The organism is Cobetia sp. cqz5-12, assembly GCF_016495405.1.
Taxonomy (GTDB): Bacteria; Pseudomonadota; Gammaproteobacteria; order Pseudomonadales; family Halomonadaceae; genus Cobetia.
This window is the reverse complement of the sequence record NZ_CP044522.1, coordinates 1,484,862-1,510,236: the sequence shown is the minus strand read 5'-3', so window position 1 is coordinate 1,510,236 and position 25,375 is coordinate 1,484,862. Positions and strand designations below refer to the sequence as shown.

Here is a 25,375-nt window from a genome sequence, read left to right as displayed (position 1 = left end):
GAGAACCTCATTATTGTCATTGTGAATTACGGGAGGTGAGTCTTGTTCGTTGCGACAAGGTTCACGTCAATGCCAGGCAGGCCTCGCGTAGACGCCGACAGCCTTCCTGGATGGCCTCATCCCCGATGGCAAAGGACAGCCGGACGTAGGGTGACAAGCCATAGGCTTCACCACTGACTGCCGCAACACCGGCATCGAGCCAGTACAGCACCACGTCACCATCACGCACGAGACGCTGGCCCTCTGGTGTCGTCTTCCCCAATAGCCCGCTGACATCGAGATAGACATAGAAGGCGCCATCGGGGGCAGTGCAATTGACGCCTGCTATCGATTGCAGTCCCTCGAGCATCAATTGACGACGCTGCGTGTAGCGTTCCGCCATGGCGCGCACAGGAGCCTGATCACCGATGAAAGCTGCAACTGCGCCGGCCTGACTGATCGAGCTGGGGCAAGTCGTGGTCTGGGAGATCAGTTTCACGATGGCCTGGATTAAGTCTCGAGGACCGGCACCGAAGCCGATCCGCCAGCCCGTCATGGCATACCCCTTGGAGGCGCCATTGACGATCAAGGTGCGCGACTTGAGGTCTGGCGCCACATTGATCAGCGAGAGATGGCGCGCCGGGGCGTAGACGAAATGCTCGTATATCTCGTCGGAGATGATGCCGACATGAGGATAATCACGCAGCACCTGAGCGAGCGCGAGCAGCTCCGATTCAGAGTACACGGCACCGGTCGGGTTGGACGGCGTATTGAGCACCAACCAGCGTGTCTTGTCGGTGATCGCCTCGATCAGCGCCTGAGGTGTCAACTTGAAGCCACTGGAGGCGTCGCAAGTGACGACACGCGGCACTCCCTCATTGAGCAATGCGATATCGGGATAGGACACCCAATACGGCGCTGGCACGATGACCTCATCGCCAGGATTCAGAGTCGCTGCCATCACGTGATAGAGGATGTGCTTGCCGCCGGCCCCCACGACAATCTCGTCGAAGTGATACTCCAATGCATTGTCCCGAGCGAGCTTCTCGACAATCGCCTGACGCAATGCAGGGGTTCCTTCTGACGGCGTGTAATGCGTATCGCCCTGCTTCATCGCGGTGACAGCGGCATCGATGATGTGGGCCGGCGTGTCGAAGTCAGGCTCACCGATGGTGAAGTTGATGATGTCCTTGCCCTCTGCACGCAGCGCTGCCACGCGATCATTGGCCTGGACACTGGGGGAAGGTTGAATGCGCTTGAGACGGTCGGCCAACAGGATCGCTGTCATGCGTGTGCTTCCCCGTATTCAAGGCCTTTGGAGATGAGTACCGCATCCAGCCAGTGCTGGTAATGCTGGCCGCTCGAGATTTCCTCCATGATGCCGGCCTCTTTCCGGAAACTGGCCTTGGCAGCCTCGATCAACGCGGGCGCCTCGGACTGAGCGAAGGTGACCAGCCCATCTTCATCTCCTACCACGATGTCGCCCGGATTCACGACCTGCCCGCCGACACAGACGGGAACATTGAGCGCACCCGGCCCATTCTTGTAAGGGCCACGATGAATGCTGCCGCGGCCATAGCAAGGGAAGCTATCTTCCGCGAATGCCTTGATGTCTCGAATGGCACCGTCCACCACCAATCCCACGCAACCGCGCTGCTGGGCGTAACACTTGATGAGCTCACCCACCAGCGCGTTGTCCAGATGGCCACTGCCGTCGATCACCAGCACATGTCCCGGACGTAACATCGTCAGCGCCTGGTAGATATACAGGTTGTCACCAGCGCGGCATTTGACGGTGAATGCGGTGCCGACCAATTTGGTGCCGTCGTGATAAGGCGTCAGGCCGCGAATACCACTCAGGCGATCCAGGTTATCGCTAAGGTGCGGCGTCACGATGCTACGCAGGGCCTCGATATGAGCGGGATCTGCCAGGGCGGGAATGCCGGAATCTACCGAAGACGCAATCATGATCTACTCCAATCTATGGGCTCCATTCGAGTATGCATCGAGAAAAAATCCAAAAAAGCGATTAATATTTATCTTGATAGATCACTTTTAGGCATCAGTCGTCTGCCTGCTTTTTCAGGAACCCATGAACAGGGCTGCGCGCTCGACGCTCACTGACAGGCACCACCGATAGCGCCCGAATCATCCCCGAGAGCCTCTACCTCACAACGATCAACGTGATAGCGTAATCTGCCCCATGACATTGGAGGGAGACACCCGGATGAAACCGACTCAAGCGATGACATACGCCGCCGTGATGAGCGCAGCACTCACCCTGGGCGGCTGCGCGGGCGCTCAATCCCCTGACGACAATCACGCGGTCGATGAGCCGCTGGAGAACACTTACTGGAAGCTGGTGACACTAGATGACCAGCCGACACCCGTGGTGGATGGCAAGCGTGAAGCCCATTTCGTCTTGCATGCCCCTGACGCTTCGACACAGAACTCGCGAGTGGCCGGTTCCACCGGCTGCAATCGCCTGATGGGTGAGTATCTACATGACGAGCACGAACTCAGCTTCGATCGTCTGGCCATCACGCGCATGGCATGCCCCGGTGAGGCTGGATCACTCGAACGCGCTTTCCTCGCGACACTCAATGATGTGTCGGGCTGGCAGATAGACGGCAAGACATTGACGCTGCTGGATGAACAAGGGGTATCGCGTGCCCGCCTGGAAGCCGTTCACCTTTACTGACTCCTATCGCCGGCCGCTTAGTGAAGGGTGAAGTTGGGCTGAATACTCTGCGCAACAGACACCACAACGCCGCCTCCCGTTGCCGGAAGGCGGCGTTGTGTAATGCCATCACCCCTTGCCGTCAGCCACTGAGCTCAACCTTGCTCTCTATGCTGACTCAATGCTGGCTCATTCCTGACTCACAGCGTGAAGCCACCATCGACGGCGATGGCCTGCCCTGTCACATGCTCGGCCTGGGCGAGGTAGACCACCAGCTGCCCCATGTCCTCAGGTGTCTGGGCGACTCCCTGGGGCAGCAGGCTCTTCTGCAGGCGCTCCCATGCAGCGGGCTCGCTTTCACCTTCTTCGCTCCAGCGTGCCGAGAGCCCGCTCTCGCCCCGCCACATGCCGGTGCCCACCACGCCTGGGCAGATCGCATTGACGGTGATGCCTTCCGCTGCGACTTCCTTGGCGACGGCGTTGGTAAAGCCGATAACGGCGAACTTCGAGGCACAGTAGTGCGACAAGTCAGGGAAGCCGACCTTGCCGGCCATCGAGGCCACGTTGATGATCCGCCCGACGCGGCGTGAGCGCATCACGGCGACCTCGGCCTGAGTGCATAGGAAGGTGCCTCGCGCATTGACGTTCATGACGCGGTCCCACTCCTCCACTGTCAGCGCATCGATGGAATGGATGCCGATGATGCCAGCATTGTTGACGGCGATATCAAGTGGGCCAAGTCCGGCTTCGGCCTCTTCGATCAAGCGCCGCACGGATGCCGCATCCGCGACATCGACCTGCAGCACCAGGCACCGTCTGCCCAGTGCCTCCACTTGCGCCGCTGTCTCACGAGCAATGGCGAGGTCCAAATCCGCCACCACCACGTCTGCCCCCGCCTTGGCCAATGCCAGCGCGATCCCCTGACCGATACCGCGCCCGCCCCCTGTCACCAGTGCAATCTTGTCGTTCAGTTGCATGAGTCGTCTCCTGAATCTCTCACTGAAATCTGCAAATGCTGCGCTGCTGCCATGACGCTGGCACACGGTCCAGCGCCACTGGCCTCAGCTCAGGTGGTGGACTTCCTGAAGGCCGTAGACCGGCGTCGGGATACCCTCGAGCCGCGCCTTGAGCTGCAGCGCCAGATACTGGGAGTAGTGGCGGGACTGGTGCAGGTTGCCGCCGTGGAACCATAACGCCTGCTGCTGGGTCGGCTTCCACATGTTGCGCAGCTCGCCCTCCCAGGGACCGGGATCCTTGAGCGTATCGGAGCCCATGCCCCAGCATTTGCCGACCTTGTCGGCGACCTCCTGCGAGATGATTCGCGCCGCCCAGCCATTCATCGAGCCGTAGCCGGTGGCATAGACGATCAGATCGGCGGGCAATTCCGAGCCATCGGTCAAGGTGACCGAGCGCGGATTGATGCGCTCGATGCCAACGCCACTGCGTAGCTTGATGTCACCCTTGGCGACCAGTTCACAGGCGCCCACATCGATGTAGTAGCCGGAGCCGCGGCGCAGGTATTTCAGGAACAGGCCCGAGTCGTCATCGCCGAAATCGAGCAGGAACCCCGCCGCCTCCAACCGGCGGTAGTAGTCGGCGTCGCGCTTACGGATCGCATCGAAGATCGGCCGCTGGAAGTCGGGCAGTATCCGATAGGGAATCGAGGCAAAGATCAGGTCCGCCTTGTGGTGGTCGATACCGCTCTGCACCGCCTGCTCGGAATAGAGCGGCCCCAGCGCCTCTTCCATCAGCGAGTTGGACTTCACCACATGCGTGGAGGAGCGTTGCAGCATGGTCACGTCTGCATCGTGCTCCCACAGCGCAGCGCAGATATCGTGAGCGGAATTGTTGGCGCCCACCACGACCACCTTCTTGCCACGATAGGCATCCGGCCCCGGGTGCTGGCTGGAGTGTTGCTGCTCACCTTCGAAGGTTTCAGCTCCCGGGAAGTGCGGCACATTGGGCATACCCGACATGCCTGTGGCCAGCACCAGCTGCTTGGGACGCAAGGTCACGGGCTTGCCGTCGCGTACCACCTCGACCACCCACTCGCCGCTCGCCTCATCGAACTGAGCACTCTCACAGGTCGTGGAGTTCCAGTAATTGAGCTCCATGATCTTGGTGTACATCTCCAGCCAGTCCGCGACCTTGTCCTTGGGCGCGAAGACCGGCCAGTTTGCCGGGAAGGGGATGTAAGGCATGTGGTCGTACCACACCGGATCATGCAGACACAGGGACTTGTAGCGATTGCGCCAGGCATCGCCCGCGCGCGGATTCTTGTCGATCACGATGGTCGGCACATCCATCTGTCTGAGCCTTGCGGCCAGCCCGATGCCGCCCTGACCACCACCGATGATCACGCAATACGGCTGGCGCTCGTAGCCCAGCTCAGCCTCTTCGCGCTGACGCGACTCAAGCCAGGTCTCACGCTGCTTGTTGGCACCATGCTCGGCGCCCTTGGGGCGTTGCATACCCAGCGGTTCGGGGAATTCCTTGAGTTCGCGCATGGCGGTCAACAGTGTCCAGCAGCGCCCTTCCTTCAGGCGCAACAAGCCCTTGCCGCGTGCATCGGCGGTCTCGAAGGTGAACCAGGCCTCGACGATGCCGCCTGCCTCACTGGCCTCACCATCCAGTTGCCAGTGAGAGGGAGCGACATGCTCGAGGGTCGCCGCGAGCATCGACTGGATCTCGTCCTTGCCCTCCGACGTCTTGAGATTCCAGGTGAAGGCGATCAAATCGCGCCAGTAGCATTCCTCGCCAAACAACGAGAGAACCCGGGCGATATCGCGCTGAGCCAGGGAGGACTCGAAATCATCGAGCCATTGCTGAGCGATCTGAGTTGGCGTGCGTGCGGTCATGGCGTCTCTCCGCGTGTTGTTGGATGTTGTAGTCACGCCTTCCATCCAAGGCATCAAGCATGCCAGCTTCGTCATGCACGACTGACAAAGCTCGTAAGCACCTGTCGTGAATGACAAATATTCGCCACTACCGCATCACCATCCTCTTCGTCTCGCTGGGCGTTTCACCTTCTTCGTGACAACTGTACGCCGTACGCCTGACACGTCGCGTTACACCTGTAACGCCCCGACCAAGGATGCAGGACAGGGTGATTGACGCTCCCGCCACACCGCATACGCTTGAAGGAGCACACGCCGCTTTCGCTATGGCCGCTATTGTGACAACCGCGATTGCCACTTTCACAAGAGCCATCACCACTTTCACAAGCGCCATAGCCACTACCAAAAGAGCCGTCCCGAGACGGCCAGCGCCGAGGCAGCCATGATCCGCCAACTCGAAACGATGCAGCCCGACAAGCGGCAGCATATCCGGACCCTGATGCAACTGGGCGAAGGACGCGACGTCTTCCCCGAGACGCAGCGCGACGTCATCCGTCGTTCCTGGCAGCGCTGTCTGGAGGAATATCAGCTCGACCCCAGCCGCCCTCGCCCCGTCCGCGTTCTCACCCAGCAGGCGCTGCGCGATCATCAGGAATCGGCGGATGAGCTGCTGCACGTGGCGCGTGCCGGGGTGGAGCGGCTCTATAGTCAGATCGCACAACATGGCTATGCGCTGATCCTCACCGATCAACGCGGTATTGCGGTGGATTTCCGGGGCCAACGTGATCAATTGAGTGAGCTGCGGCGCGCGGGCCTCTATCTCGGCTCGGACTGGAACGAGCGCTATGCCGGCACCTCGGCGGCGGGCACCTGTCTGCACGATGGCGCAGCCGTCACCTGCCATCAGCGTGAGCACTTCGATGCTACCCACATCGACCTGACCTGCACCGCAGCCCCCATCACCGATCCCCAGGGGCGTGTGATCGCCGCCCTCGACATCTCGGCGCTGAAGTCGCCCCGCCCGCAGGAGAGCCAGACCTTTGCGCTCTCCCTCGTCACCCTGCATGCCCGCATGATCGAGGATGCGTACTTCCTGCATCGCTATCGGGATTGCCTGATCCTGCGCTTCGACACGGCACGGGAATTCGTGCACCTGAATGGTCGGGGCCTGTTTGCCATTCAGGAAGATGGCAAGGTGATCGCCGCCAATCACGAGGGCCGACGCCTGATAGATGCGCATCTTGAACGCTGGCCACCGTGGACGGTCTCCACCCTGCCCGCCGTCACGCAACTGTTCGATGGAGAGCTTAATGAGCTGCTGAGCATCCCGCACGCCAACCGGGATCAGATTCGTGCATTCCGCCTGCGGGCGGACGATGCCACCGTCTTCGTGACCCTGATCGAGCCGCGCGGCTATCCGGTGAAGGCTATCCCCACCGTCAGCCAGCAGGATGACCCGGTGCCCGAGCTGGACCAGCTCGCGGGAGATGACCCTTCCATGCACCGGCTGCTCAAGCTGGCGCGCCGAATGCGCCATGAAAACGTGAGCATCCTGATTCGTGGCGAGACGGGGACCGGCAAGGAAGTGTTGGCGCGGGCGCTGCATGACAGCGGACCACGCGCCAAGGCACCCTTCGTGGCGGTGAACTGCGCCGCCATTCCGGAATCGCTGATTGAAAGTGAACTCTTCGGCTATCTGCCGGGCGCCTTCACGGGAGGAAGGCCCAAGGGCATGCGTGGCCTGATCCAACAGGCCGACGGCGGCACGCTGTTTCTGGATGAGATCGGTGACATGCCGCTGCCGCTCCAGTCGCGCCTGCTGCGCGTGCTCGCCGAGCGAGAGGTGTCACCACTGGGGGCCGAGACACCCATCAAGGTGGATATTCGCGTCATCACTGCCACCCATCGTGATGTCACGGAGCTGATCGCCAGCGGGCAATTCCGCGAAGACCTCTACTACCGACTCAACGGCGCCGAACTCCTGTTACCCGCACTGCGCGAACGTGCCGATCGTCACTACCTCATTCGCAAGCTGCATGCGGAACTGCAAGCCGAACGTGAACAGTCACTCCACCTGCGCGCCGATACCATCAGTGCGCTGCTGAGTCATCACTGGCCGGGCAACATACGCCAACTGCGCAATGCGATTGCCTTCGCGATGGCCACCGCGGAAGGCGATGAAATCACCCTGCATGATCTTCCGGAGATCTGCCAGGCCAACACCGGCAGTGCCTGCGGGACTACCAGCCCATTTGCCGCTTCCTCCCTCGTTGCATCCAGCGGTTCCTCAAGCACTGGCTCTCCAACGTTCACATCTGCGGAGGCTGGGACAGAGGCAGGCGAATTGCTCGAGCTGTTGCGCCACACGGACTGGAACATCAGCCAGGTTGCCCGCCAACTCGGCGTCTCGCGACCCACTATCTACCGCCGCATGCGCCGTCATGGCCTGGTCGCGCCTAATCATCAGCCGCTCGCCTCATGAACCAGCTGCATCTTCATGGCCGAGTGTGAAGAGCATGAAGAGTGCATGAGGATGTCGTGCTCTGAAGCGTCAGGTGCCTGCCACACCAGCTGGCCCGAGCGGAAGTTTGGGCTAGCTTGTGTTTTCCATTCTTTCCCCTCCTACCCCTCTTACCCACTCCTCACGTCAACGTCTCTGCGGCTCACATTGCGCACTTGCTGAGCCCGCCTCCTCCGCTCGTCTCGCCTGCTTTCTCAGCGGCAAACATGACGCTCGCCACCATCATGAATTTCACTCAACTTGAATATTAAAAAATCCAGTTTGTCTCATGAAGCCCTGAAATGGATACTCACCTGCATCAGATCGTTGATGAAGACTTCCCATGACGCTGCACTTCACAGCCAGCACATGGAACGTGATGGCGAGCAGCGTGCCTCTCCCGGCATGGATGCGTTCTCAGAGAGAGCAACCCGCTCACGAGACGCCTGAAAGATCACGGGAAGATGTCGACGACACAGTGAATTTTCTCTCTCAGGATCAGGGTGAACGCCATGAGCAACGAATTCGGTTTCAGCATCAACAGTCTGCGCTTCGACGAGAACTACGTTCCGGCGGAAAACACCCGCCTGACCACCAATTTCGCCAACCTGGCGCGGGGTGAGAGCCGTCAGCAGAACCTGCGCAACACGCTGAACATGATCAACAACCGATTCAATGCGCTGGCCAACTGGGACAACCCCAAGGGCGACCGTTACTCCGTCGAGCTGGACATCATCTCCGTCGAGCTGAATCTCGATGCCGCCCGTTCCGACAATGCCCTGCCGATCATCGAGATCCTGCAGACCACCATCGTCGACCACCTGACGAATCAGCGCATTGACGGCGTGACCGGCAACAACTTCTCGTCCTACGTGCGCGATTATGACTTCAGCGTGCGACTGCTGGAGCACAACAAGGGCAAGGACTCCTTCAGCGTGCCGGAGCAGTTCGGCGTACTGCACGGCAATCTGTTCCAGGCCTTCGTGGGTTCTGCTGCCTACAAGGAATGCTTCAAGAAGCCGCCGGTCATCTGCATCAGCGTCTCGACCACCAAGACCTATGAGCAGACCGAGAACGTGCACCCGATCCTCGGGGTGGAATATCGCCAGGATGATGATTCCCTGACCGATGAGTACTTCAACAAGATGGGCCTGAAGGTGCGCTACTTCATGCCGCCGGGCAGCGTTGCGCCGCTGGCCTTCTACCACACCGGCGACCTGCTCAACGATTACAGCAATCTGGAACTGATCAGCACCATCAGCACCATGGACACCTTCCAGAAGATCTATCGTCCTGAGGTCTACAACGCCAATTCCGTGGCCGGTAAATCCTATCAGGCGAGCCTGAAGCAGCAGGACCATTCACTGACGCGCATCGTGTACGACCGCGAAGAGCGCAGCCAGCTCGCCATCGAGCAGGGCAAGTTCGTGGAAGAGAGCTTCATCAAGCCCTACCAGAACCTGCTCGAGCAGTGGTCCGCCAACTGGTCCGCCAACCGATAAATTCATCATTGTTCAGCACATCAATCCGCAAACAGCGCGCGCTGATCGACGAACGACATTCGCTATCTGAACCATTCCAAGGACAAGGTTATTCATCATGACGAGATTACTCCCGACCTCCACCGCTGGCAGCCTGCCGAAACCGTCCTGGCTCGCCGAACCGGAGGCCCTCTGGTCCCCCTGGAAACTCGAAGGTGAGGCACTGGTCGCGGGCAAGCAGGATGCCCTGCGCGTCTCCCTGCAGGAACAGCAGCATGCCGGGATCGACATCGTCAGCGATGGCGAGCAATCGCGTCAGCACTTCGTCACCACCTTCATCGAGCACCTGAATGGTGTGGATTTCGAGAAGCGCGAAACCGTCAAGATCCGTGATCGCTACGAAGCCAGCGTGCCGTCCGTTGTCGGCCCGGTCTCCCGCCAGAAGCCGGTGTTCGTCGAAGATGCCAAGTTCCTGCGCTCGCAGACCGATCAACCGATCAAGTGGGCACTGCCGGGACCGATGACCATGGTCGACACCCTCTTCGATGGCCATTACAAGAGCCGCGAGAAGCTGGCGTGGGAATTCGCCAAGATCCTCAACGAGGAAGCCAAGGAACTTGAAGCGGCAGGCGTCGACATCATCCAGTTCGATGAACCGGCCTTCAACGTGTTCTTCGATGAAGTGAATGAATGGGGCATCGCCACGCTGGAGCGTGCGATCGAAGGCCTCAAGTGCGAGACCGCCGTCCACATCTGTTACGGCTACGGCATCAAGGCCAACACCGACTGGAAGAGCACCCTGGGCTCCGAATGGCGTCAGTACGAAGAAGCCTTCCCCAAGCTTCAGCAATCCAACATCGATATCGTCTCGCTGGAATGCCACAACTCCCACGTGCCGATGGAGCTGATCGAGCTGATCCGTGGCAAGAAGGTCATGGTCGGCGCCATCGATGTCGCCAACAACACCATCGAGACACCGGAAGAAGTCGCCGAGACCCTGCGCAAGGCGCTTAAGTTCGTGGATGCCGACAAGCTCTACCCCTGCACCAACTGCGGCATGGCTCCGCTCTCCCGTGAAGTCGCCCGCGGCAAGCTGCAAGCACTCAGCGCCGGCGCCGCCATCGTGCGCAAGGAACTCGAAGCACAGCGCTGATCGCTTGCCGAGACACTGAACTGGCCAATGCATAGAGCGGGCCCGGACACAGCACTGACAGATAGCGCCAGGCTAGTACCGACCCGAGTTGGCCCGACGATAGTGCTCAAGAGTGGAAGCCGCTGCGGCGGACACCGCCGCAAACAAAAATGGCCATCGTGAAGGATTCACGACGGCCATTTTTTCATCACTCTCACCCTTGTCACTCAAACTCTCAGTCCCACGATATCGCTGCAGCCCCTCCCCCACGGCTGATTGTTACCACCTCCCCTAATCTTGCAGGACCTGCCATGTCACTCTCCGATACTGAAACCAAAGCTGACACCACCATCGACCCCGCCAGTTTCCGTGAAGCCCTCGGCCACTTCGCCTCCGGCATCACCATCATCACCACCCAGGTCGACGACGAGCCGATCGGCTTCACCTGTCAGTCGTTCTACAGCGTCTCGATGAATCCGCCTCTGGTCTCCTTCAGCGTCAAGGCAAGCTCCTTCAGCTACCCGAAGATCCGCCAGGCAGAGCGCTTCGCCGTCAACATTCTCTCCAGCGAGCAGAGCCACGTCTCCAACCAGTTCGCCATGCGTGGCGCAGACAAATGGCAAGGCATCGACTGGCAACTCTCCCCCCTCGGTAACCCGGTGATCAATGACAGCCTACACTGGCTCGACTGCAAGATTCACGCTGAGTACCCGGCAGGTGATCACCTGATCGTGATCGGAGAAGTGAAAGGAATGAATCTGGATGTTGCGGGGACAGCGCGGCCGTTGTTGTATTTCAAGGGGACGTACGGGGGCTTGGCTGGGGGAGAATAAGACTGGAGAAAATTGGTCGGCTGCATCCTTTAGGATCAGACTAGGGGATTATTAGTTCGCTTTTAAAACAGTAAGTTACTGACACACAAGGAAAAGCAACCGTAATCGAGCGAAAGGTACAGTTCTTTGGAATCAGTAGGTTAGCGAAATTTGAGGATAGCATACGAAGCTGGTGTGTGTACCACTGGTGTACCGCTCACGAGCCTCCCTCTTTCGAACAGCATGCCTATGAGGGGCGCAAGATTGCTTCTCTCAAAGGCATGCTGAGCACTTAAAGCCAAAAGCGGGCATTTATCCGTAGCCTAATATAACGCTCAGCTTATAACGCTCATCTCGTGGGAATCTATTACTCATCATCGAATATACTTGGATTTTGCAGATCCTCTAGCGTGTTCTCCAGCACCAGTCGCCCCATCGCTGGCAGCCACTGCTCCCGGTCATCGAGCAGGTGTCGAGCAGTGGAAAACACCGCTGCGCGGTCAACCAGCGTCCCAAGCTCGGGGCTTCGGCCGAGCGCGACCGCAGCTCGACGATGCCGGACACCGCCGGCCGCAAGCACCTTCGCTGCCGCCGTCGGGACACCGAAACGCAGGTGCTCGGGAAAGTCGACGACGGCTTGTGCCAGTTCGCGATCGCCCGCCTCGAGTAGCTTCTTGAGTAGGCCGACGCCCTGTTCAACCGCGACCTGAAGTACGTAGCTAATTACCCTGGCGTGAACGCCTAGCATTTCGTCGATGTCAATGCCCGCTCGTCGTGCTAACTCGATCAACGGCTGGCCATCGATCCATCCTTCTAATACCCGAATGAACTCCGAGCGCACAGGCGGAACGCCTCGGTACAGCTCCTTGACCGCTTCAGCCATCTCTGGAAGGTCCCATGCCCATGTCAGCAGAACCTCAGCCAGTTCGGGATCCGTAGGGACCTCAATGTCATCCCACCGCTCCCGCATGGGCAGCAGCTTGGTCTCAACAGACTCAAGCATTCGCGCACTCGTTCCTGTTTCTCGGATCCAGACCAGTCGTCCAGCCTGCTTGATCTCGGCAACCCGTTGAGCGCGCAGCTCGAAGACCTGTTTCATAAAGTCGGTTGTGTCGGGCTCGGCCTGGCGAGCCGCAAAGGTCTGAATTGACAGATCCGCAGCGATCCGAACCAGTTCGTCCTCCCCAAGCTCCTCTGCGGCGAGATCGATGAGAGTCGAGTCTATGCCATCGATCAAGGTATGCAGCGCGGTCTCTCCCTCTAGAATGTCGTTCGTGAGAGTAAGGTTGTGCTGGTTCAGAGCAGACTGCAGGCGACGCATCAGCTCGAGTAGCGCTCCGTTAACGCGCTCTCCTGGTTGCTGCTGAGCAACGGGAGCTACCAAAGGCCACTGTCTAGGGTTGGCGCAAATAACGAGGCCCTTGGTGGTTGCTCCCGCACGTCCCGCTCGTCCGACTAGGTTCTTGATATCTCGCGCGAGCAGGTTCTCAGGGGCCCCATTTGGGCTACGACGTTGTACTGAGTACAAAACCAAAGTCCTGATCGGCAAGTTGACGCCCTCAGCCAGCGTGCTAGTGCATATCGCCAGTCGAACGTCCCCCGCGCGAACTAAGGCTTCGACGACCTCTCTGCTTTCCTGAGGAATATCCCCATGATGCAGAACGGCCCCCGCATCAAGAGCTCGCGTTCCAACCCATGAAGCGCCGTACTCGAGTGTGAAGTACTCGACCGCGGCCTGGAGCTTCGCTACGTCTTGAACATACTGCATGGGTGTGGGCACTTGCAGTGGATGTGCCAACTGGACCAGAAGCTCACTCGCGAGACCTACAGCCCCCTGGTTGCCCCTCTTGTTGGCCGCGAATACGGCAACCGCACCCATCGATAGCGCCTTTCGTGCCGCGGCAATAGCCTGGGTCTTAACGGAGTTGAACGAATATGTATTCAGCCGGCCTGTCGAGGTATTGCGATAGCGAAAGTCATCGTGGCTCAGAAAGTGCTCAATTGAGAACGAGGATGCTGCGTGATGCGGATGAAGCTGTAGTGCCACTCTAGTGCTTGAGTTCTTTCCAGCCACCTTAAGCACTGCGAATTCAGCGAGAGCCGGACGGTAGTCGCTGCGGACTACGGTTTCATCCGTTCCATCCAGCCACGTATTGATCTCCTCGATGTTAGGGACGATGGCTGAAACGAAGACGAACTTGGGCGGGCCGATCTCGCGGGCTCGCATTCGGGCAAGCAGCAACTCCAACCCTACTCCACGGGCCTCGCCATCGAGGAGGTGACCCTCATCGCAGATAACGAGGGAAACACGGGCGAAGAAGTCCGGTTCCGTGCTAAGCAAACCCGACAACGCCTCTGGCGTCGCGACGATCGCCCGCGTATTGTCCAGATTTCGTATCTCGTCTCCAGTAGGCACAGTGCCACCGTACACGCACCGGGCCGGGAGCCCCATGTGAGCTAAGCGCTTGACGAGGCTGCCGCGTAGCTCCGCCGCTAGGGACCGATATGGAACGAGCAGGATTGCCACATCCTCCGGGTGCTGGTTTAGGTGGTAAAAAAGCAGCGTCTCCGAAAGCGCCGTCTTTCCTGCGCCGGTCGGCATCTGGATAGAGTAAGAGTTATCACCTCCCAGCAACCCACTTTTGATCGCGTCGACCTGCGAAGGGAAGAAGTCCCATACTGGCGGGTTTCGGTTGAGGAAAGACCGAACAAGAGGATCCCAAAATTCTGATGCGCCATCTGGAAGGACGGCACGGATGTTTGTCTCCTCGAATCTGGAGAGTATCCGCCGGAAAAGACGCCATCCCACCCATTCATCGGGATCAATATTCAGCGCAGATTCCTCCATCTCCGCAGCCTGATTGCTCTGTTCCCGTATGGCGTCTAGGTTACCCCTTAGCACGGCACCAACGAGGGCGCTCACACGTGTAGACTTAATCGTAGATGGCCTTGCGAGAAGCTCATAGCACGCTTGCTGAATCTCACCGAGGGCATCCGGGTTCGCCGTCTTGAGAGTGAGATATGCAGAAGCTGAGTAGCCTCCAAAGTAAAACGCTGCTGCCGCGAGGACAGCGGCTTCCGGCTCCAGAATTCCGCGATAAGCCGTTGCCTGGTCGTCGCCACCGATGCCGCCTGCCTGAGTGATCGCGTTGCCTAACCGCAGCCAGTCGACAGCATCGTTGTAAGGCTCATTGAGTCGGTCGAAGAGCTCGCCAACAAGTGAGATGTAGTAGTCGTCGCCTCGAGAGCGTACGTAGCTTAGCTGCAACGGCAGCTGTGGAGAGCCAAATCTCTCCACATGATGAAGGGCATCAGCGTCGCTCACCCACTTAGCCAGGATCTCCCTCATGCGCCGCCCCCAGTTTCCGTGACGCTCTCGTGAACGGCATCGAAGACCTCCTCGTAGCGCTGCTTCAGCTCTGGAACGGCGATCACAACTACTGTGTGATCCGAGGGCTCTTCGTCGGGGGTATCTGCGAGCTCTTCATCCACGATGCTCCCACATACAACCGCAACGGCCCGGAAGTGCTTCTGAGCTTCGGGGTGGTCGGTGGCCTGGATGAACCGCTCGAGGTGAGCGACGGTTGTGGTACCCAGATTTTCGTGAAGTGCACGCTCTTTAAGCCACACCAGCGTCTTAGCCAATCGACTTGTCCGATCCTTCTCGCAGTCGGCAATTGCCGAACTAATGGGCGTGGACACTCCATTGGTGGCCTTGGTCTTCACCTCGGAACAGAGGATACGATCATCCGGTGACGCTTCGGGCCAATGGGGCAACACGAATTGAACGACATCTGAGTGTGGCGCCGGTTTCGTCCGGTCTTGTTTCAATCGCCATTTCTTTGGACCGATGGGCTCGCACCCGGGTTCGACAGCTGCGTGGTACAGGAAGACTAGGATCTCCCCGAAATCGCCCGCCATAGTAGAACCTCTATCCGGAAGCTTGGCCGCAACGAGTTCCGATTTCGGCCGACCGGTGACTGCGGCTCGTTCGTCGAGTAGTGCATCGTCGATGTAGCACCGGCGAACTGGCATCCGAAGAACGTCCGCCCAGGCCGCTGCTTGTTCATCGGACACGCGAACCAAGACGTATGGCGATTCCTTCTCTTCAGCGAACCATGGCGCCAAGATCGCCTTTTCTATACCTAGGTCTCGCATCAGCGCTGCTCTTATGTCATGTTAACGTTGATTTGATGCGCAATTTTTAAGCATTTTTCTTTGCAATAAACACTAAAAAAAATCAAGAAAATAAAAAGGATTTCTATCGGTTTTCAAGTTTATCTAACATGTAGCCAGCAATAATTCCCGCCATTTCGATGGCTGCTTTTGCCTCGGCTCTTTCTATGCCCGGAACCCAAGGTCTACCATGCCCACTACCTTCTTTGTTCCGAAGACGATTGACGCCCACAGCAGATTGATACATTCCTCTTTCCATCACACGATGAGGTTCCTCGGATGAGGAAGGAGCATCTTCTGGTGTAGCCAGCCCAAGGGTAATAAATGCCTGTCCTAATAGTGCAGGAAAATTTGCTTGCTGGGGATACGATCCGTATTTTATTGTAATTACATGAGCAGCGGTAGCTTCAAGTAGGTCCTTTCCCGTTCCTGACACAAGTGCAGCGTCTTCCGAACCTTTCTGAGCTCGATTCGCGTATCCGCGCAATGCATCCGTAAGCTCTTTCCCGCTGAGAGTCTCCAGATTCTTTGCTTGAAGGGCACCATCCGCTGAAAGCACATAGCCTTCAGTAGCGAAGGCTTCTATCGCCTGTCGTATAACTTCTCGCCCGATAAAATTTTCGGAAGCTTCTCGGAACCCACCGGATGCTCTTATTTTAGAAATCAAAGCTTCAACCAGTTTCCCACCAGCAGCTTGATCGTTATCTACAGCCCAAGAAAGAACTGCCCGAACGCGTTTCGCCTTTCCGACTGTCTGCCCTTGCGCCTTTGGATCGGCATTAGTCAACCCAGCACGACCAATATAAAATTCAAGGTCAGAATGGCTTGGCTCTCTATAACCTTCGACTTGAGAGTCATCGACCATTTTGCTAACTGCTGCGACGATTAGGTCAGTGATTAGCATCGTCATTTAGAACTATTTCCTTCTTCTCCACAGCAGGATTTAGGCTGCCGTATAACTTAATGACTTGAACGCTCTGACACGATCATCTGGGATATATCGAATTCTATTCGCGATTCACCCCTTTGAAATCAAAGAAACCAAGTATAGCTCGCCAGAAAAACATGGTTCTTCATGACGGCTGCATAACACGGCTGGACTAGCATGACGCGTTTGCTGGGAGGGCCGATTTGGGTCGTTATCCGCCATAACAGGCCTCTTCCTTAGCTTCCTACTAAGCACGCGAGTCACGGTTCGACCTCCCCGCCAGCAGCTGCAAAATCAACAACGCAAACTGCCTCCCCGTTTCCTCATCTTCCAGCAGCGGCATCGAGAGCTTCTCGTGGTCGCTGAGGGCGTCGAGCACGGCGTCGGTGACCTTCTTGGGGAAGAGTCCATGCATCACTTGGTCTTCGCTGTGGTGGCGCACCTGGGCCATCACCGCCTCGTCACGCTCGATGCGGTCGGCGATGCGGTTGGCGAAGTGGAGCTTGTCGTCGTCGCTGACCTCGGCGCCGTAGAGGTCGTTGAGCCGGTCGATTATCTCGGCGAGGCGCTGCTTTTCGGGGTCGTGGGGCTTGCCTGAGCCCACTTCACTGACCGGGGTGAGGCCGAGGACGGATATGGCCTTGGTGATGTCCCACTGGAGCTGAGCTTCCCTGCTGTTCACCATGTCATCCCCTGCGTCTGGCGTAACTATGCGTAACAGCCTAGCGTCTTAGGGAGATAAGGAGAAGTCTACTTAGGCCGATACATCGCTGGGGGTATTAGGCGTCATCTCCGAAGGCTACCCAGCGCCTGCTCCAATAGCTCAACTGACTGACGGTGCTTGTCAGCCCCCATCTTCTGGATATTGGCGAGCTTCCAACGCACGGCAGGCAGTCGGTCGACGCCCATCAGTGGTAGCAATGTCCAGTCTGGCGCCCCCTGCTTGAAAGACAGCAGGAAATGAACGTCATCATCCGTCATCAGGTGCCCCAGCTGTGATAGCAGCTCATCGCGGGCGCTCTCCAGCTCCTGCAATGGAAGATCAACCCTGGCCATCCCGACAAACTCCTCTCGGTAGACGTCACCCAACGGCTTCAACCTCGGGTTGATCACCTCGTTCAAGGGCCTAGGGTGCCCCAGCAGATAGATCAGAAAGCCTTCGAATACACTACGATCCAGACCGCCTTGGTTCAGCAGCAACTTCACATCGAAAAGGTCCCGGGGGTGCTGGCGATCCAGCGCGGCGCAGATCTTGCCTCCATACAGGTCCGGTAGTGACACCACCTGCACAGCCGCGAATCCGTACTCATCCTCCACGGCTTCCACGACATCGCGCTCTTGGGGCGGGTGCAGAGTGCCACGCAACACCGGCGATACCTCCACCTTCACTTGGTTACGCCCCCGGCGCACCAGAATTCTCAGCTCGTCCCGGCGATTATCCTGAAGCTCAGCTCGCACGCCTGGCAGTCGGTCTCTGAAATTTTCTGTCAGTCGCTGTAGCGCCTCGCGACAGCGTCGAAGAGCCTCGTCACGGGGCTCCAGCGGCAAGTAGGCCAGGTCGATATCGACCGATAGCCGGGGTAATGCCTGCACGAAAAGGTTGATGGCCGTGCCGCCTTTCAGAGCGAAACACGGCTCGTCATTGAGGAAAGGCAACAGCGAGACCAACAGCCGTACCTGTTCGTGGTAGCGAGCTTCAATCGGCATGCAGGAATACCTCCGGCACCGTCACGTGATATTCCCTATCCAGCTTGCCGCCTCGGCAGAGCTGGCGCTTGCCTTTACCGAGATCCAGTCGACGAGGTTCTAGGCGACCGTACCAAGCATGTCCGGCGTGGCGAGCCAACACCAAGAAGGCACGCTTGGTTCTCACCGAACGGCATCCCTCCAACAATGCCTGCAGCCGACGTGGACGCAGCGTGTTAAGCCCGCTAAAGGTGTCCACCAGTTCACTGCTGAACAGCAGTTCATTCGATGTCACGGCAATCCACTCTAGGACGGCTCGCTCGGGGGTCGATACCTGCAAGCTGAAAGCCCTGCCATCCGGTGCGTAGTCCGTGAAACTGCCGGGAAGCTGCGCTGGCAGACCCTTTTCAGAGTGGAGCACCAACGGCCCTGCCCACTCGGTGTCTCTCAACCATCGAGGCAGCCGAATAGCCTCCTTACCATACAGATGCGTTATACGCTCCCCCATGGGTAGATAGTGGGCAAAGCCATGCAGTGCCAAGGCCGTTTGGCCACCCAGCCAAAATGTTGGCATCCCCAAGCCGTCGATCGCCTGCAGGGCGAAAACAGCGCTCTCCCAAGTAAGAGGCTCCCCCGCTTGGCAGTATGCGCCGTGCCCAACGCGTTGCAGCCAGCCACTGTTGGCCAGCTTACGCGCCTGATCCGAGGTGACGCCGTGTGACGCCAGCCAAGCGGTCGTCACGACAGCGCCACGCGGGATCTTCTGTAGCAACTGGTTTATTTTCACTCAGAAAAGCGACCTTAAATTCCGTTCATCAGACAAATAATAAACTATATCGGTTCACCTTCAAGATTAGAATCGTCATTTAAGGCCGCTTTTAGCATAAAGTTTAAACCACGAATTGGCGGGCCCCGGCCCTCCGTAGACATGACTGCCCGACCTCTTGAATAGGTTATGGAAGCAGCGCTTCTTGCACGTGTCGATCAGCTGCTTTTTGCAGACCCCACTAGGGGCCGAGCTGTGCGAGACAGAATGCATCACCGGCAATCACCTTTGCCCGCTACACCGGCAAATTCAGAGACAAGAAAATGAACGCCCTCTGATATTCGTTGCACTCAGGTCAACAAACACGACGCTCTCTGGTCTCCCTCCGTGCTCCCGCCTTGTTCTAGCGTAGTCAAGCAGCTCCTAAACTAGAACAAGGACAATCAATGTTTACCGACAGTCAGTTAGAGACGGCCAGATCACTCAGGCACCACTTCCATCAGCATCCCGAGCTGAAGTTCGAGGAGACCCAGACAGCGAAGGTGGTCGCCGAGAGATTGCGCGAGCTGGGATACAAGGTCACAGAGGGTATTGCAGAGACAGGTGTCTTGGCGGAACTGGACACCGGGCGCCCGGGGCCCGTGATCGCCTTTCGCGCCGACATGGATGCGCTGCCGATTGATGAGGCCAACACCTTTTCGCACTGCTCCACCAAGCGTGGGCTGATGCATGCCTGCGGGCATGATGGCCATACCGCCACACTCCTTTTGGCGGCTGAAGCCATCATGGAGCAGCGCGGTACCCTGTCCGGCCATTTGAAGCTGATCTTCCAGCCAGCGGAGGAAGGCGGTAACGGCGCAGCACGGATGATCGAAGAAGGTGTGCTGGAGAATCCGAAAGTCTCCGCGATATTCGGCTACCACAATCGTCCGAACTTCCCGGCCGGCCAGGTATTCGTCAAACCCGGTCCAGCCATGGGGGGTAACGACACCTTCCGTGTCACTGTCGAAGGGAAAACCGGGCATGCCGCCATGCCGCACCTGGCAGTGGATGCGATCTATGTGGGTACCTCGATCATCCAGCAGCTTCAAGGACTGGTCGCGCGTCACAAATCGCCGCTAGAAGCAGGTGTCATCACGATTGCCGCCTTCCATGCCGGTGATGCGGCCAACATCATCCCCAGCGAAGCCGAGATCCTGATCAACATCCGCAGTGACCGTACTTCGTCACGAGATGCTCTGGCCGGCCAGCTTGAGCAGGTCATTTCGGGCGTGTGCAGCGCGCATGGCGCTAGCTACCGAATGACGCATGAGCTCGAGATCCCGCCTCTCCTCAATGACGCTGAATGGTCTGACAAGGTGCTCGAAATCGCTCGTCATCATCAGGTCAGTGATGACATCAAGAAGCTGGATTACATGCCCACCATGGGTGCTGAGGACTTCGCCTTCTACCTCAGGGAAATCCCCGGGTGCTTCTTCTTCGTCGGCAACGGCGACAGTGCCTACCTGCACAACGAGCATTACGACTTCAACGACGACATCCTGCCGGTCGCGGGCGGAGTCTTCCTGTCGTTGGCCAAGGACTTGCTGGCGCGCGATTGAACAAGTCAGTCAGATCAACATAATAAGGACAACAACAATGCAAGCCGTTCTCGCATCCATCGAACGTACAGGGAACAAGCTCCCTCACCCCTTCATTCTGTTCACGATTCTGGCAGGACTGATCATCCTCGCCTCGGCGGTGCTGGACCTGCTCGGTGTGTCTGCCGTCAATCCGCAAAGCGATGCCGTGGTACATGTGCGTAGCCTGGTATCACCTGAGGGTCTGGAGTTCATGTTGACCAGCGTGGTCAGCAACTTCATCAACTTCCCGCCCCTGGGGCTCATCCTGGTCGTCATGTTCGGGATAGGCCTGGCTGACAAGGTCGGCCTCATGTCCACGCTCATGCAGGTCAGCGTCGCGAAAGCGCCACCGGTCCTGCTGACGTTCTGCGTCTTCATGGCGGGTATCTGCGGCAGTATCGCCTCGGATGCCAACTACCTGATCCTGATACCGCTGGCGGCGATGGTATACCACTCCGTGGGCCGTCACCCCATCGCTGGTGCTGCGGCAGCCTATGCAGCTGCAGGCGCCGGCTACGATGCCAGTCTGTTCGTGACCGTGGGGGACGCTCTGTTCTCCGGCATCACCACGGATGCTGCCAGGCTCGTGGACCCCGAGGCCTACATTTCCCCCGTCGACAACTACTACTTCGTCGCCTGCTCGGTGTTCGTGCTAGCCATCGTCGGGACTCTCATCATCGACAAGGTAGTGGAGCCGCGTCTGCAACGTGTTCTGCCCATGGGCAAGGACTTCACGGCACAGGGCGAAAAGCCTGAGCTGAAGCCTGAAGAATGGACCGGCATCAAGCGTGTCGGCTTGGCCACACTGGCCTATGTAGCACTTGTCTTGATCGCGGTGCTGCCTGAGGCCTCACCGCTGCGCAATGCCGATGGCGGCTTGATCCCCTCTCCGTTCCTCAAGTCCCTCGTGCCGTTGATGTTCCTGTACTTCGTACTGATAGGCCTGGTCTACGGCGCGACTGTCGGCAAGATCACCAGCAGTCGCGATGTCCCGCAGAAGATGGCGGAATCTGCCAGCGAGCTGGCCCCGACACTGGTGCTGTTCTTCGCGATCTCGCAGTTCATCGCCTACTTCAAGTGGTCCGAGCTGGGTCAGTTCATTGCCATTGAAGGCTCCGATATCCTGCAAAGCACGGGCTTTACCGGCCTCCCGCTGGTCGGTGCCTTTATCGTGATGACGGCAGTGCTCAACATCTTCATGACGAGCGGCTCCGCGCAATGGGCGCTGATGGCACCGGTCTTCGTACCCATGCTGATGATGATCGATTTCGACCCTGCCTTCGTGCAGGCGATGTTCCGTATCGGTGACTCCAGTACCAACATCATCTCGCCGATGAGCCCCTACTTCTCGGTGGCGCTGGTCTACATGCAGCGCTATCAACCGGAAATGGGCCTCGGCACCCTCGTGGCCACCATGCTGCCGCTGGCGCTTGGCTTCCTGATCGCCTGGTCGGCCTTCCTGATGTTATGGCTGTCGCTGGGCTGGGCCATCGGGCCGGGGGTCTACATGATGGCGAGCTGAGTCAGTGCATCCCCATCATCACCTTCCATAGATAGTCGGCAGCCGGCGTCAGCCGTCTGCCGACTCTGCGTACCAGATTGCCTTGGGTCGCCTCTGCCAAAGGGTGCTCGATGGGGATGGCAGACAGGAGGCCCGCCGAGACCTCTTCATGTGCAGCGGCTGCCGTCATGAAGGCGACACCAATGCCAGCACAGGCCATCCGGCGCGAAATGGAGTGCAGATTGCAGCGGTAGGAAGGCGTCGCGACCTGGCCTGCCGCACGGAAGATGTCATTGACCAGACGCTGCGACCCCGAGACCTCCGGCAGGAAGATCAACTTGTGACGCGCCAACTCCGCCACGGAGGCGCTTTCATGATCTGCCAGGGGATGATCCCTCGCCACGAGAGCACATAGAGGCCCGCGTGCAAAGGAATGCACGACCAGACGTGGGTCTACCACCGGACCGTAAGTCACCGCGATATCCACCTCATCATGCAAGACCATCTCATGAGGCTCGCGCGGCACATAGATACCGGTCCGCATATCGATCATCACATCCGGATAACGCTTTGCGACGGTACTCAGCACCGACTTGATGAAGCTGTCCACGAAACCATCACCGACAGAGACAGTGACCTGCCCCGTCTGCAGATTCTTCCAGCGTGACAGCGTATCGCGAAGCTCGGAATTGAGTTGTCGCTGTGCCAGATAACTCTCCAGCACTAACCTCCCCGCCTCCGTTGGCAGTACATGGCGTCCATTTCTCTCAAGCAGCGCCACGCCCAGCTCATTCTCCAGACTGCGGATCTGACGCGTCACGACAGAAGGATTAACCTCCAGATGCTCCGCTGCCGCTCGAACACCACCACAACTGCTGACCTCTTGAAGGTAAAGCGCACGCTTGTCCAGACACTCCATTCGTCACTACGCCTCTAAGATTCCATCGTCATGATTGATGACTTGCCAGGAATCACAAGCCATCTGAGCTTGTAAGCTCCCCATGGAAAATATTACCAAGCTGACAGACTGGTCGTGTCGAAACGCATGGATGATTGCGTGCTTTTCCGCTCATTTCACATCTTCGTGCATGGTCCTGCGCAATTACCTGCCTCTTCGAAGGCCACAGTCGTCAATCAGACGAGGAAGTGGATGTTAATAAGCCCTCCATCCAAGGTGACAGCGACTGGCGCCAGCGCAAACAAAAATGGCTGTCGTGAGGATTTCACGACAGCCATTTTTCATTACTTGCCCCCTTGTCACCCAAGCGCGCAGTCCCGTTCTGCAGCTGCTTTCCTGCGGCTTACCCTTATCGCCCCCCACTACCTCAAGGCACGCCAGTCGTTCTACAGCATATCGATGGATCCGCCGCTGATGTGGACACAATCCTTTGGGAATGAGAGCTGCTTGATCGGCTGGCTCCATTAGGCGGTAGCGGTATCGCCTGATTCCACCCCGTGGTGACGACCAGGCACCAACGCTAGGATTTATGCAGTATTTCCCTAAACTTTCAAACACTACCTATATCACTTATCCTACCCTTAAAGATACTTTTGCACATCTTAACGACTACCCATGCAACATAAATTAAAGCCGTGATAATTGAAATCAACAAAGCAATCACCTCTATTAAAAACATGGAGACTCGATAGACACTCTTGGCGATATCAGGCAGTATCATTAAAGCACCACGGAATGCACTTTTAAGCTTACCCGACAAATACTCCAACCGCTTTATGTCTTTAATACTATCAGCTCGACTTAAAGCATCTAGTGCACCTTTAAAACCAGCTGTCGACTTTATATTATTTATGCTACCTCCAATACCTAAAACCTGATTGGCCTTATTAATTGAAATTAGCTTACTTGCAGTAACAGTCAGATCATCCCAATAATTAGCACTAACAAGCTGAGAAAATCTTATATTTTTGAATTTGTTCGCCATTTCGCCTAGTATTTTTTTATCGACAATCTCTTTACTCAGATTTTTGATTTGAACAGACAGTCCTTTACTAATTCTTCCAGTCTTTTTGGCTAATTTAACTATAGAAATACCTGTCTTCATGGGTGCTGCAGCACCTGCACTCATGACTGTAGCACCCGTCAACAGAAGTCCTGTACCAGATAACGCCAGCACTATGTTATCTTGATCTGGCCAACGTTTTATTTCGCTAGCAAAATCTCGCACATCTCCAATGGAGGTCATATCACTGACGAGGGCAGCACTCAATCCCGCCATTCCGACAGATTCTCCAGTGGTGACTCCAGACCATAAGTCTTGACTAACCCTTGTAGATGTTTTCCAAAAGCCTTTTTCCTGCTCAAGGTCCTCCAGGATTTTTGAATCGAGCATCACGTTTTGTTGTTGAGCCAATAAAACTATAGAGTCAGCAAGTTCTATATCCTTGCCCTCAATAGCGAGTTGTATTTGTTTTTCATACTGTTCAGAAGGCAAGGATGAAAGCCGATACTTTGCCAGCTTGTAAGTATCATTCAGCAACAAGATTTCAGCAGCATCGAATGCTCTGGGAGATAACTGCACGATACCAATTATGACTGGCAAAACCCAAATATAGGTGAGAAACTTCCGCCAAGAAAGTTGAAACACCTTATACCTCCTTCAATCTTATATTTTTCTTTAAATATTTAATTCCTGGATTCATAGAATAGCCGCAGCACTTTGGACCTTGCGGTTGAAGCAGGAGGATCAGCGCCAGTGCCCTTCTCGGCTCACCGATCAAAGTGAAGCAGAGCATGGAAAACCGACAGCTGACCCAGACCCAACGATACCAGATCCACTTCCGCTATGACTTAGACATAAGCCAGCACCAGATCGGCAAGGAGCTGAACCTCCACAGCAGCACGAACAGCCGTGAAATTCGCCGTAACACTACCACTGATGTCTATGATCCCAAGCAGGCTCAGACACTCAATGTTTATCGGCACCGCACTACCACCAAGTGGACAAAGCGCCTTCCAGGCATTATGGCCGCCGTTGCCGGTCGGCTGCGTGAGGAGTGGAGCCCACAACAAATCAGTGACTTTATGGCGCCTTTGGTCGGCGTCAGTGTCAGTCATCAATGGATCTACTCCTTGATATGGGACGACAAGGCACGGGGTGGTGGCCTTTGGCGGCATCTCCGTCAGCCTAAACGCCGCAATAAGCACCGTATGTACGCCAAGAGCGCCGGGGTGGGCAAGATGCCCAACCGAGTCGGTATCGATTACATCTATATAGTCAAGGCATATAGTTTATATCATCACTTTATTTTCTATA

The 25,375-nt window shown here is 57.3% G+C and carries 19 protein-coding genes and 1 pseudogene; 8 read left to right on the top strand and 12 right to left on the bottom strand.

Translation table 11 applies throughout. The features are described from left to right. Positions 1 to 61 precede the first annotated feature (61 nt). A complete protein-coding gene (locus F8A90_RS06520) occupies positions 62 to 1,267 on the bottom strand; it encodes a pyridoxal phosphate-dependent aminotransferase (protein WP_200019447.1) in 1,206 nt (401 codons plus the stop codon). Beyond that, entirely contained in the window at positions 1,264 to 1,947 is a 684-nt protein-coding gene (locus tag F8A90_RS06515) for an RraA family protein (RefSeq protein WP_141391885.1), read from the bottom strand. Before F8A90_RS06515 ends, F8A90_RS06520 begins: the two co-directional genes overlap by 4 nt. A gap of 259 nt (positions 1,948 to 2,206) precedes the next feature. Here F8A90_RS06515 and F8A90_RS06510 point away from each other — a divergent pair, with 259 nt between their 5' ends. Next, complete coding sequence (locus F8A90_RS06510; protein ID WP_233593473.1) at positions 2,207 to 2,680, top strand: META domain-containing protein; 474 nt, start codon at positions 2,207 to 2,209, stop codon at positions 2,678 to 2,680. A gap of 179 nt (positions 2,681 to 2,859) precedes the next feature. On the opposite strand, the gene F8A90_RS06505 is transcribed toward F8A90_RS06510, so the two are convergent. Together F8A90_RS06505 and F8A90_RS06500 are read right to left on the bottom strand one after the other, a co-directional pair. Continuing rightward, positions 2,860 to 3,636 (bottom strand): SDR family NAD(P)-dependent oxidoreductase, encoded by a 777-nt coding sequence (locus F8A90_RS06505; RefSeq protein ID WP_200019446.1) that lies wholly within the window; start codon positions 3,634 to 3,636, stop codon positions 2,860 to 2,862. Positions 3,637 to 3,720: 84 nt separating this feature from the next. Then, positions 3,721 to 5,517 (bottom strand): NAD(P)/FAD-dependent oxidoreductase, encoded by a 1,797-nt coding sequence (locus F8A90_RS06500; RefSeq protein ID WP_200019445.1) that lies wholly within the window; start codon positions 5,515 to 5,517, stop codon positions 3,721 to 3,723. Positions 5,518 to 5,938: 421 nt separating this feature from the next. On the opposite strand from F8A90_RS06500, the gene F8A90_RS06495 reads away from it, so the two are divergent. The 4 genes from F8A90_RS06495 to F8A90_RS06480 all read left to right on the top strand — a co-directional run bounded on the left by F8A90_RS06495 (position 5,939) and on the right by F8A90_RS06480 (position 11,442). Next, positions 5,939 to 7,978, top strand: coding sequence for a sigma-54-dependent Fis family transcriptional regulator (locus F8A90_RS06495; protein ID WP_233593472.1), 2,040 nt, complete (start codon positions 5,939 to 5,941; stop codon positions 7,976 to 7,978). A gap of 530 nt (positions 7,979 to 8,508) precedes the next feature. Next, entirely contained in the window at positions 8,509 to 9,498 is a 990-nt protein-coding gene (locus F8A90_RS06490) for a DUF1852 domain-containing protein (protein ID WP_200019444.1), read from the top strand. Positions 9,499 to 9,595: 97 nt separating this feature from the next. Beyond that, entirely contained in the window at positions 9,596 to 10,630 is a 1,035-nt protein-coding gene (locus F8A90_RS06485) for a methionine synthase (RefSeq protein WP_200019443.1), read from the top strand. A 290-nt stretch (positions 10,631 to 10,920) separates the two neighbouring features. Continuing rightward, on the top strand, positions 10,921 to 11,442 hold the full coding sequence (locus F8A90_RS06480) for a flavin reductase family protein (protein ID WP_200019442.1): 522 nt from the start codon (positions 10,921 to 10,923) through the stop codon (positions 11,440 to 11,442). A gap of 346 nt (positions 11,443 to 11,788) precedes the next feature. Here the strand turns inward: F8A90_RS06480 and F8A90_RS06475 are convergent, their stop codons facing one another. The 6 genes from F8A90_RS06475 to F8A90_RS06450 all read right to left on the bottom strand — a co-directional run bounded on the left by F8A90_RS06475 (position 11,789) and on the right by F8A90_RS06450 (position 18,983). Then, positions 11,789 to 14,770 (bottom strand): DEAD/DEAH box helicase, encoded by a 2,982-nt coding sequence (locus tag F8A90_RS06475; protein ID WP_200019441.1) that lies wholly within the window; start codon positions 14,768 to 14,770, stop codon positions 11,789 to 11,791. Beyond that, positions 14,767 to 15,579: a Hachiman antiphage defense system protein HamA gene (locus F8A90_RS06470; protein WP_200019440.1), complete on the bottom strand. Its 813-nt coding sequence runs from the start codon at positions 15,577 to 15,579 to the stop codon at positions 14,767 to 14,769. Before F8A90_RS06470 ends, F8A90_RS06475 begins: the two co-directional genes overlap by 4 nt. A 103-nt stretch (positions 15,580 to 15,682) precedes the next feature. Beyond that, positions 15,683 to 16,507 carry an abortive infection family protein gene (locus F8A90_RS06465; RefSeq protein WP_200019439.1) on the bottom strand — a complete coding sequence of 275 codons (825 nt, stop codon included), beginning with the start codon at positions 16,505 to 16,507 and terminating at the stop codon, positions 15,683 to 15,685. Positions 16,508 to 16,772: 265 nt separating this feature from the next. Next, entirely contained in the window at positions 16,773 to 17,210 is a 438-nt protein-coding gene (locus F8A90_RS06460) for a hypothetical protein (RefSeq protein ID WP_200019438.1), read from the bottom strand. Between the two features lie 101 nt (positions 17,211 to 17,311). Next, a complete protein-coding gene (locus F8A90_RS06455) occupies positions 17,312 to 18,232 on the bottom strand; it encodes a nucleotidyl transferase AbiEii/AbiGii toxin family protein (protein WP_200019437.1) in 921 nt (306 codons plus the stop codon). Continuing rightward, complete coding sequence (locus F8A90_RS06450) at positions 18,222 to 18,983, bottom strand: type IV toxin-antitoxin system AbiEi family antitoxin domain-containing protein (protein WP_233593471.1); 762 nt, start codon at positions 18,981 to 18,983, stop codon at positions 18,222 to 18,224. Before F8A90_RS06450 ends, F8A90_RS06455 begins: the two co-directional genes overlap by 11 nt. 440 nt (positions 18,984 to 19,423) lie before the next feature. Here F8A90_RS06450 and F8A90_RS06445 point away from each other — a divergent pair, with 440 nt between their 5' ends. Both F8A90_RS06445 and F8A90_RS06440 read left to right on the top strand, forming a co-directional pair. Next, positions 19,424 to 20,578 carry a M20 metallopeptidase family protein gene (locus F8A90_RS06445; protein ID WP_200019435.1) on the top strand — a complete coding sequence of 385 codons (1,155 nt, stop codon included), beginning with the start codon at positions 19,424 to 19,426 and terminating at the stop codon, positions 20,576 to 20,578. A gap of 37 nt (positions 20,579 to 20,615) precedes the next feature. Then, the gene (locus F8A90_RS06440) at positions 20,616 to 22,121 is read left to right on the top strand and encodes an AbgT family transporter (protein WP_200019434.1); all 1,506 of its coding nucleotides are present in this window, start codon (positions 20,616 to 20,618) and stop codon (positions 22,119 to 22,121) included. 1 nt (position 22,122) lies between these two features. Here F8A90_RS06440 and F8A90_RS06435 read toward each other — a convergent pair whose 3' ends face one another. Next, a complete protein-coding gene (locus F8A90_RS06435; RefSeq protein ID WP_200019433.1) occupies positions 22,123 to 23,019 on the bottom strand; it encodes a LysR family transcriptional regulator in 897 nt (298 codons plus the stop codon). Between the two features lie 589 nt (positions 23,020 to 23,608). Then, positions 23,609 to 24,706: a hypothetical protein gene (locus tag F8A90_RS06430; RefSeq protein WP_200019432.1), complete on the bottom strand. Its 1,098-nt coding sequence runs from the start codon at positions 24,704 to 24,706 to the stop codon at positions 23,609 to 23,611. 146 nt (positions 24,707 to 24,852) lie between these two features. On the opposite strand from F8A90_RS06430, the pseudogene F8A90_RS06425 reads away from it, so the two are divergent. Then, positions 24,853 to 25,326 (top strand): annotated as a pseudogene (locus F8A90_RS06425) (transposase); the annotation flags it as partial. Between the last annotated feature and the right edge of the window lie 49 nt (positions 25,327 to 25,375).